The sequence below is a fragment of the Edaphobacter sp. genome, from assembly GCF_035763405.1.
Taxonomy (GTDB): domain Bacteria; phylum Acidobacteriota; class Terriglobia; order Terriglobales; family Acidobacteriaceae; genus Edaphobacter.
In genome coordinates this window covers 1-8,762 of record NZ_DASUBE010000010.1, presented here as the reverse complement: position 1 = coordinate 8,762, position 8,762 = coordinate 1, and the positions used below count along the sequence as shown (strand labels likewise).

7 protein-coding genes are annotated in these 8,762 nt (G+C 60.7%); 6 read left to right on the top strand and 1 reads right to left on the bottom strand.

Features of this window, described 5'->3' with window-relative positions; all coding sequences use genetic code 11:
* From VFU66_RS00885 to VFU66_RS00860, 6 genes are all read left to right on the top strand, one after another.
* Positions 1-1,273 (top strand): proton/sodium-translocating pyrophosphatase (locus VFU66_RS00885; protein WP_326444340.1); only part of this gene is annotated, 1,273 nt, incomplete at its 5' end.
* Positions 1,274-1,360: 87 nt separating this feature from the next.
* Entirely contained in the window at positions 1,361-1,645 is a 285-nt protein-coding gene (locus tag VFU66_RS00880) for a CopG family ribbon-helix-helix protein (protein ID WP_326444339.1), read from the top strand.
* Positions 1,633-1,929, top strand: a complete 297-nt coding sequence (locus VFU66_RS00875) for a type II toxin-antitoxin system RelE/ParE family toxin (RefSeq protein ID WP_326444338.1) — start codon at positions 1,633-1,635, stop codon at positions 1,927-1,929. The genes VFU66_RS00880 and VFU66_RS00875 overlap by 13 nt, the downstream gene beginning before the upstream one ends.
* Positions 1,930-2,036: 107 nt before the next feature.
* Entirely contained in the window at positions 2,037-4,208 is a 2,172-nt protein-coding gene (locus VFU66_RS00870) for an alpha-ketoacid dehydrogenase subunit alpha/beta (protein ID WP_326444337.1), read from the top strand.
* Between the two features lie 125 nt (positions 4,209-4,333).
* Positions 4,334-6,580, top strand: coding sequence for a DUF1800 domain-containing protein (locus tag VFU66_RS00865; protein WP_326444336.1), 2,247 nt, complete (start codon positions 4,334-4,336; stop codon positions 6,578-6,580).
* Positions 6,581-6,679: 99 nt separating this feature from the next.
* Positions 6,680-7,939: a DUF1501 domain-containing protein gene (locus tag VFU66_RS00860; protein ID WP_326444335.1), complete on the top strand. Its 1,260-nt coding sequence runs from the start codon at positions 6,680-6,682 to the stop codon at positions 7,937-7,939.
* Between the two features lie 265 nt (positions 7,940-8,204).
* On the opposite strand, the gene VFU66_RS00855 is transcribed toward VFU66_RS00860, so the two are convergent.
* Complete coding sequence (locus VFU66_RS00855) at positions 8,205-8,627, bottom strand: DoxX family protein (protein ID WP_326444334.1); 423 nt, start codon at positions 8,625-8,627, stop codon at positions 8,205-8,207.
* Positions 8,628-8,762: the final 135 nt, after the last annotated feature.

Sequence of the window (8,762 nt, the reverse complement as noted above, 5' to 3'; positions counted from 1 at the left end):
GGATGGGCCGCTGGTGAAGCCGCTGTGGCTGCTGGGTTGCGGCGTGGTCGGGCTGGTGACTTCGTTCCTGTTTGTGTGGATTACGGAGTACTACACGGAGTATCGCTACCGGCCGGTGCAGTCGATTGCGAGAGCTTCTTTGACGGGACCGGCGACCAACATTATCAGCGGGCTGGCGGTAGGGATGGAGACACCGGCGATGCCGGTGATTGCGATCTCCGCGGCGCTGCTGCTGAGTTACTACTTCGGCGTGCAGGGACTGGCTGGCGTGGCGGGAATCTCCGACTATGCCAAGGGTATCTACGGGACGGCGATCGCTACGATGGGGATGCTGAGCTGCGCGGCTTACATTCTGGCGATGGATACGTTTGGGCCGATTACGGATAATGCGGGCGGGATTATCGAGATGTCGAACCAGCCGGATGCGATTCGCGAGCGGACGGACAAGCTGGACTCGGCTGGCAACACGACGAAGGCGCTGACGAAGGGCTACGCGGTCGGGTCGGCTTCGCTGGCGGCGTTTCTGCTGTTCTCCGCGTACCTTGAGGAGATCAAGGCGATTGTGGGCGACAAGGTTGCGAACGCTGGCGGCTACATGCCTGCCGGGTGGAACTTCACGACGGTGAATCTGGCGCAGGTGCCGGTGTTTGTTGGGGCGATGCTGGGTGCGATGCTGGTGTTTCTGTTCAGCTCGATGGCGATTAAGGCCGTGGGGCGCACGGCGCAGAAGGTGGTCGAGGATGTGCGCGACCAGTTCCGCGAGAACCCGGGCATTATGGCCGGGACGTCGAAGCCGGACTATGGGCGGTGCGTCCACATTGTGACGGGCGCGGCTCTGAAGGAGATGGTGCTGCCCGGGGCTCTGGTGGTGGCGCTGCCGGTGATTGTGGGGCTGCTGTTCCGGCACTTCTCGTCGAGCTACCAGGCGAACACGGCGATCTATGCTCCGGGAACGATTCTGCCGGTGCCGGCGATTGCCGGTGTCCCGGTGAATCTGGCAGGGGCCGAGGCCGTGGCCGGGTTGCTGATGGTCGGCACCATTGCCGGTGTGCTGATGGCGATGCTGATGAATAATGGCGGCGGCGCGTGGGACAACGCAAAGAAGTACATCGAGACCGGACAGCTTGGCGGCAAGAAGTCGGAGGCGCACAAGGCTTCGGTGGTGGGCGATACGGTGGGTGATCCGTTCAAGGACACTGCCGGGCCGAGTTTGCATGTGCTGATTAAGCTGCTGGCGACGATCACGCTGGTGCTGGCTCCGCTGTTTGTGTAGTCGCCAGCTCTCTGTCTCGTATGTATTCGAGACAGAGAGCCACGCGAGAGGTGTAGTATTACCAGGTAACACCAAGGAGCACCCGTTATGCCAACACCTTCCACAACTAGCCTGAAGCTTGACTCGGGGACGAAGGCCCGCGTGCAGCGCCTGGCTGCTGCTCGCCGGCGCTCGCCCCACTGGATGATGCGCGAAGCGATCGAGCAGTATGTGGAGCGAGAAGAAAAGCGCGAGCAGCTACGCGAGGATGCGGTTGCGGTCTGGACCCACTTTCAGGAGACCGGGCTGCATGTGACGGCAGAGGATGCAGACGCATGGCTTGCAAAACTGGAAGCAGGGAGAAAGGCTGCCAAGCCTAAATGTCACGTCTGAAGTGGTCCGAAGCTGCTCTCCTTGACGTAAGCCGCCTTCATGGGTTTCTGGTTCCTAAGAGTGCGGAGGCCTCGCAGCGCGCCGTTCGTGCAATTCGACAAGGCGTGAAAGCTCTTGGAAGACATCCGGAGATTGGACGTCCTGTTGAGGAGATGCTGCCTGAGTTTCGAGAATGGATTATCGAGTTTGGGCAGGGCGCGCATGTGGTGCTGTATCACTATGACCAAAAACAAAAAGAGGTAGTACTCCTCGCTATTCGTCATGGGCGGGAAGCGGGATATTGAAGGTTCTACTGATTGGTTCAGGAGGCGGCAGGACAGGAGTCATTTCTGCTCCATTCCCGGTACAATCTTGTTCGGGAGTTTTGGTTTGACCTGTTGAGGGTAGGGGCATGGCAAGACAGTCTGGGACCGGGTTGGCGGAGAAGAAAAAGACGACGGCTTCACTGAGCCACGAGCAGTTGGTGGAGTTCTACCGGCTGATGTATCTGTCGCGCCGGACGGACGACCGCGAGATTGTGCTGAAGCGGCAGCAGAAGATTTTTTTCCAGGTCTCCTGCGCGGGCCACGAGGCGCTGCTGGTGGCGGCGGGCATGGCGATGCGTCCGGGGTACGACTGGTTCTTTCCGTACTATCGGGACCGGGCGATCTGCCTGGCGTTGGGCAATACGGTCGAGGAGCAGTTGCTACAGGCAGTGGGCGCGGTGGAGGACATTGCCAGCGGCGGGCGTCAGATGCCTTCGCACTGGTCGAGCACGAAGCTGAATATCGTTTCGACATCGTCTTCGACGGCGACGCAGTGCCTACATGCGATTGGCTGCGCGGAGGCTGGGCGCTATTTCTCGCGCCATCCCGAGGCCGCGGCGAAGCATGAGGGCGACTATCGCCAGTTTAAGGACGTGAAGTTTCATGGCGACGAGGTGGTGTACGTCTCGATTGGCGAAGGCTCGACGAGCCAGGGAGAGTTCTGGGAGTCGCTGAATACGGCGTCGAACGGCAGGTTGCCGGTGGTGTATGTGGTCGAGGACAACGGCTACGCGATCTCGACGCCGGTGGAGGCGAATACTCCGGGAGGGAACATCTCGCGGCTGGTGCGGAACTTTCCGAACTTCCACTTTGCTGAAGTGGATGGCACGGACCCGATTGCGAGCTACGAGGCGATGGTCGAGGCAGTGGCTTACTGCCGCGCCGGGCATGGGCCTGCGCTGGTGCATGGGCATGTGATTCGTCCTTACTCGCACTCGCTGAGTGACGACGAGCGGAACTATCGCTCGGCGGCGGAGCTGGAGGCGGACTCGCTGCGCGACCCCATCTCGCGGATGCAGATGTGGCTGCTGCGGGAAGGGATTCTGGATGCGGACGCGATCAATCGGCTGGAGCGGCAGGTGGACGATGAGGTGCAGCGCGCTGCCGACCGTGCGATTCATGCGGCGCTGCCGACGGTGGAGTCGATTCCGAAGCACGTGTATTCGGAGGACCTGACACCGATGGACGCGCGCTTCAACTCGGAGCCGGTTGCGACGGCTGACGCATCTGAGCGCACGATGGCCGACCTGATCAACTGCTGCCTGAAGGATGAGATGCGGCGCGATGAGCGGATCGTCGTCTTTGGCGAAGATGTGGCCGACGCGACGCGCGACGAGGCGCTGCGTGCGGGCAAGCTGAAAGGCAAGGGCGGCGTCTTCAAGCTGACCTCGGGTTTGCAGACGGAGTTTGGCAACGACCGCTGCTTCAACTCGCCGCTGGCAGAGGCGAACATTGTGGGACGCGCGATTGGCATGGCTGTGCGCGGGCTGAAGCCGGTGGTCGAGATCCAGTTCTTCGACTACATCTGGCCGGCGATGCACCAGATGCGCAACGAGATGGCGCTGATGCGGTGGCGCTCGAACGGCACCTATAGCTGCCCGATGGTGGTGCGGGTGCCGATTGGCGGCTACCTGACGGGCGGTTCAATCTATCACTCGCAGTCGGGCGAGAGCATCTTTACGCATACGCCGGGCGTGCGTGTGGTGATGCCGTCGAATGGGCTCGACGCGCTTGGACTGCTGCGGACGGCGATCCGCTGCGACGATCCGGTGCTGTTTCTGGAACACAAGCGGCTTTACAGGGAGACGTTTGGGCGTGCGGCGTATCCGGGGCCGGACTATACGATTCCGTTTGGCAAGGCGAAGATTGTACAGCGCGGAAAAGACCTGACCGTCGTGACCTATGGAGCCATGGTGCCGCGCGCATTGCAGGCAGCGCAGAAGCTCTACCGTGAGGCGGGGATCGAGGTGGAGTTGATTGATCTGCGCAGCCTTTCGCCGTACGACTGGGAGACGATTGCCGAGAGCGTGAAGAAGACGAACCGCGTGATTGTGGCCCATGAGGACATGCTGAGCTGGGGCTATGGCGCGGAGATTGCCGCGCGGATTGGCGAAGAACTGTTTCATGATCTGGACGCTCCTGTGCGCAGGGTGGCGGCGATGGACACTTTCGTGGCATACCAACCGCTGCTCGAAGATGCGATTCTGCCTCAGGCGGAGGATCTGTACAGGGCGATGGCGGACATGGCTGCGTACTGAGGCGGGTTCCTCTGGCAGCCTGATTTTTTCGAGAGCCGCGCAACTGAGGCAGAGGTTCGGGGTCTGCCCTTGTAGTCGTATTTGTCCGGAACTCGTCTGGATAGCTGTTTGGGCGCGGAGTGGATATGAAACTTGCTCGAATTTCTGCTGAAGTTGCTGGCCCCGTGCGGGCAGCGGTTGTGGGCGCGCTCTGCGTTCTGATGGTGGGGCAGCCGTTGCTGGCGGCGCCGCCCGCGATGAAGCGGTCGCGCACACGCACCAAGGGAGAGATTCAAGGCCAGGAGCGTGTGCTGCATGTGCTGAACCGCTTCACCTTCGGGCCGAGGCCGGGAGACGTGGCTGCGGTGGAGGCGATGGGGGTGCGGCAGTGGTTTGAACAGCAGTTGAACCCTGACAGCATTAACGACTCGGCGCTCGATGCGCGGCTGGCGATGTTTCCCGCGATGAACATGCCGCAGTTGGAACTGATGCAACGCTATCCAAGTCCGCAGATGCTGCGGCAGATGGTGAACAGAGACCTGCCTCTGCCTGCCAATCCTGTGGAACATGCGATTTACGCGGACCAGATCGCGTTTATGCAGCTTAGAAAAGAGAAGCGCGAAGAGAAGACCGTTGCGGCGAACGCGGCCTCGAATGCTGCGATGCAACAGGGAGCCGCGGCCGGCTCCGGCGAGAACATGATGGAGGCGAAGTCGAATGCTTCGCTGCCTGGCGATGGGGTGAACCCCGCGACGCCCTCGATGAAGGAGCATGAGGACGAGTTGTATTCGAACCTCGATGCGGTGCGGATTGTGAACCTGCCGCCGGACCAGAGGATGCAGCGGATTCTGGCCATGTCTCCGGATGAGCTGATTGCGTTTCGCAAGAGTCTGAACCGCAACGAACTGGCAGCGGCAGCGGAGGGGCTTTCGCCGCAACAGAAAGAGATTCTGGTTTCGTTACAGGGCTCGGAGCGGATGATTGGCGAGGAGTTGCTGGCTTCGCGGATGATGCGCGACATTTATAGCGAACGCCAGTTGCAGGCCGTGATGACGGACTTCTGGCTGAATCACTTCAACGTGTATATCCGCAAGAACCAGAATGAGCCTTATCTGCTGCCTGCCTACGAGCGCGATGTGATTCGTCCGCACGCGCTGGGGAAGTTTGAGGATCTGCTGGTGGCAGTGGCCGAGAGCCCGGCGATGATGATGTATCTGGATAACTGGGAGAGCATCGGGCCTGACTCCGTGGCTGCGCATAACGCCCGGAAGGCTGCGGCCCGCGCGAAGAATCCACAGGTGAAACAGGCGCTGAAGGACCACGGCCTGAACGAGAACTATGGACGCGAGCTGATGGAGCTGCATACGGTTGGCGTGCAGTGTGAGGTGAGCAAAGATCGCCCGGTGAAGGACCTCGACAAGGCGTGCGGCAAGGGCTACACCCAGCAGGACGTGATTGAAGTGGCGAAGGTGTTGACCGGCTGGACGATCGACCGGCCATATATGGGCGCGGATTTTCGCTATGAAGACCGTCGCCACGAGCCAGGGACCAAGACTGTGATGGGCGTGAAGATTAAGGAGGACGGCCAGAACGAAGGGTTGGAGGTGCTACACATGCTGGCCACCAGTCCTGCGACGGCGAAGTTTATCTCGACGAAACTGGCTGTGCGGTTTGTCAGTGATACGCCCCCGCCTGCGCTGGTGACGCGCATGGCGGATGCCTATATGAAGAGCGGCGGCGACATCAAGGCGGTGCTGACGGCGATGTTCGACTCGCCAGAGTTCTGGTCGCCGGAGGTATATCGCGCGAAGGTGAAGACGCCGATTGAGTTTGTCGTTTCGGCGGTGCGGGCGAGCGGGGCGGATGTGACCAATGCAGTCCCGCTGGCACAGACGCTGAACAAGCTGGGGATGCCGCTTTATGGAATGCAGACGCCGAACGGCTATGACTGGAAGGCCGAACCGTGGGTGAATACGGGCGACCTGGTCAACCGGATGAACTTTGCGCTGGTGCTGGCTAGCGACCGCGTGCCCGGAGTTACAACGGATTGGACGCGGCTGCTGGGCGATAACGTCGCCGGAGTGCAACCCGCGATGTTGAGGGCTGACAGCGTGGATCAGGCGATTGCGGCGAAAGAGAAGAAGCTGGAGACGTTGCTGCTGGGCCAGCAGGCCACGGACAAGACGCGCACGACCGTGCTGGCGCAGTTTGAGAATCAGGAGAATCAGCAGCAGGCGCTTAAGAGCTTCAGCATTCGTCCCGGTGCACCGGATGCGATGGCTGGTGTGTTAAATGCGGGTGCTCCCAGGGCACAGGCGCGACCTCCGCTGGACAGGCAGGCCGCTGGAATGGCGGGACTTCTGATTGGTTCGCCGGATTTTCAGCGGCGATAAATGAGTCCCGACCGCAACTTCCGATTGTGGCGGGAGTTAGTTAGAGTGACTGATCTGTTTTTGACTTTGCCTCGGTTCTGACGTGCAAGGAGAACGCTCATGGGATGCAGCAGTTGCGGGATTACTCGTCGTGGATTTATGAAGGGCGGCGCGCTGGCGCTGGTGGGTACGTCTACGATTCCCAGCTTTTTGACACGCAGCGTGATGGCCGAGATGACGACGGCTGCCGCCAATAAAAAGAAGTTGGTGGTGCTCTTTCAGCGCGGCGCGGTGGATGGGCTGAACATGGTGGTTCCGTATAAGGAATCGAACTACTACGCGATGCGGCCGACGATTGCGATCAAGCAGCAGGAGGTGCTGGATCTGGACGGCTTCTTCGGATTGCATCCCGCGATGGCTGCACTGAAGCCGCTGTATGACCAGGGACATCTGGCCATTGTTCACGCGGCCGGCTCGCCGGATACGACGCGCTCGCACTTTGACGCGCAGGATTATATGGAGAGCGGTACTCCGGGTGTGAAATCGACTACGGACGGCTGGCTGAACCGCGCGTTGCAGGCGGAGTTGCTCCGCGGGAAGCCGTCGGCCTTCCGCGCTGTGGCGCTGGGGGCTCAGATTCCGCGCACGCTGGAGGGGAAGGTCCCGGCGATTGCGCTGAATAATCTGGCGGACTTTTCGGTGGGCGGTCGTGGACCGAAGGCTGCGCCGATCAGCAATGCGTTTCAGTCGATGTATGACGACAGCACGGATTCGCTGCTCCACGGTACAGGCGAGGAGACGTTCGAGGCGATCAAGATGTTGAAGGCGGCTGACCCGGCGCAGTATCAGCCTGCGGCAGGTGTGGTTTATCCCAATACGCCGTTCGGCAACAGCCTGAAGCAGGTGGCTCAGTTGATGAAGGCGAACCTGGGTGTCGAGGCGGCTTTCTCCGACATTGGCGGGTGGGACACGCACCAGAACCAGGGCAACTCGAACGGCCAGTTGGCCAACCGGCTCAAGGACTTCTCCGACTCGATTGCTGCCTTCTGGCAGGACATGGGGACGGATGCCGAGAACGTGACGCTGGTGACGATGTCCGAGTTTGGCCGGACGGCACGGCAGAACGGCACCGGTGGCACCGATCATGGTCATGCAAACGCGATGCTCGTGCTGGGCGGGCCGGTGAAGGGCGGCAAGGTCTACGGGAAGTGGCCCGGGCTGGAGAACGATCAGTTGAACGAAGGCCGCGACCTGAAGGTGACGACGGACTTTCGGCGAGTACTGGGCGAGGCCGCCTACAAAACGCTCGGATCGAAGAACCTTGCGCTGGTATTTCCGGGCTACGAAGTGGACCCCGGGGACTTTCTGAACTTCATCTAACGATTGCAGAGTTACGGACAGGCCGCTGAATCTGAAGGATTCTGCGGTCTTTCTATTTATGGAAGGCGGTGACGGAAAGGTTACAAGATAGTGGAAAAGTGTGGACAACTTTTCCCCGGGGTTGGCGTCTTATCGAGTGTAGTCAGCAAGTGCCGGGCTGGCAGTTCCCACAGGTCCGGTATCAATCATCCGCAACAACGCTTTCCCCGCCAACAAGTAAGGCCTCCAGTGTATCGGAGGCCTTCACGCCTTTTGGGGTGTTGCTTTAGGAGAGCCCGAATCGGCGGTCGAGTGCAAAGGTTCCGGCTCCGTAAAAGAGGAGCATCAGGGCAATGGCGAGCAGGGCCAGGGGGTACTCCGACCCACCGTAGCCGTGGTGGCGCGTGACCAGGACGATGGCGAAGGCCATGTTGACTGCAACCATGAAGGCCGCGAAGCGGGTGAGCAGGCCGACAAGCAGAAGGATGCCGCCGACAAATTCAGTCAGGGCCGAGACATAGCCCAGCCAGGCGGGAAGGCCAAATGCTGTAACGAAGTGGCCGGAGTGCTGGAGCGGCGCGAGCAGGTTGCCGTGGAAGAGGATGGCCGGGACGACTTTGCCGTAGCCGTGGGCGACCATGGCTGCGCCGAGAACGAGGCGGAGAAGGAATGCTCCCCAAGGCTGGAGGTTATTGAGCGATTTCGACATTTATTAATGAAGGTAAAGCGGAAGGCTGTGAGCGGGCTGTGGATTTTGACTGCGGGTGCCGAATCGGACACGGGTGGATTGGATAGCGGCTGACGAATCGGAATGCTCGGTTCCGGGGATCATGCAGGCGAGAAA

Coding starts and splice junctions, on each gene's coding strand:
- VFU66_RS00855 (WP_326444334.1), bottom strand. CDS start 8,627: ATGTCGAAATCGCTCAATAACCTCCAGCCTTGGGGAGCATTCCTTCTC.
- VFU66_RS00875 (WP_326444338.1), top strand. CDS start 1,633: ATGTCACGTCTGAAGTGGTCCGAAGCTGCTCTCCTTGACGTAAGCCGC.
- VFU66_RS00860 (WP_326444335.1), top strand. CDS start 6,680: ATGGGATGCAGCAGTTGCGGGATTACTCGTCGTGGATTTATGAAGGGC.
- VFU66_RS00865 (WP_326444336.1), top strand. CDS start 4,334: ATGAAACTTGCTCGAATTTCTGCTGAAGTTGCTGGCCCCGTGCGGGCA.
- VFU66_RS00870 (WP_326444337.1), top strand. CDS start 2,037: ATGGCAAGACAGTCTGGGACCGGGTTGGCGGAGAAGAAAAAGACGACG.
- VFU66_RS00880 (WP_326444339.1), top strand. CDS start 1,361: ATGCCAACACCTTCCACAACTAGCCTGAAGCTTGACTCGGGGACGAAG.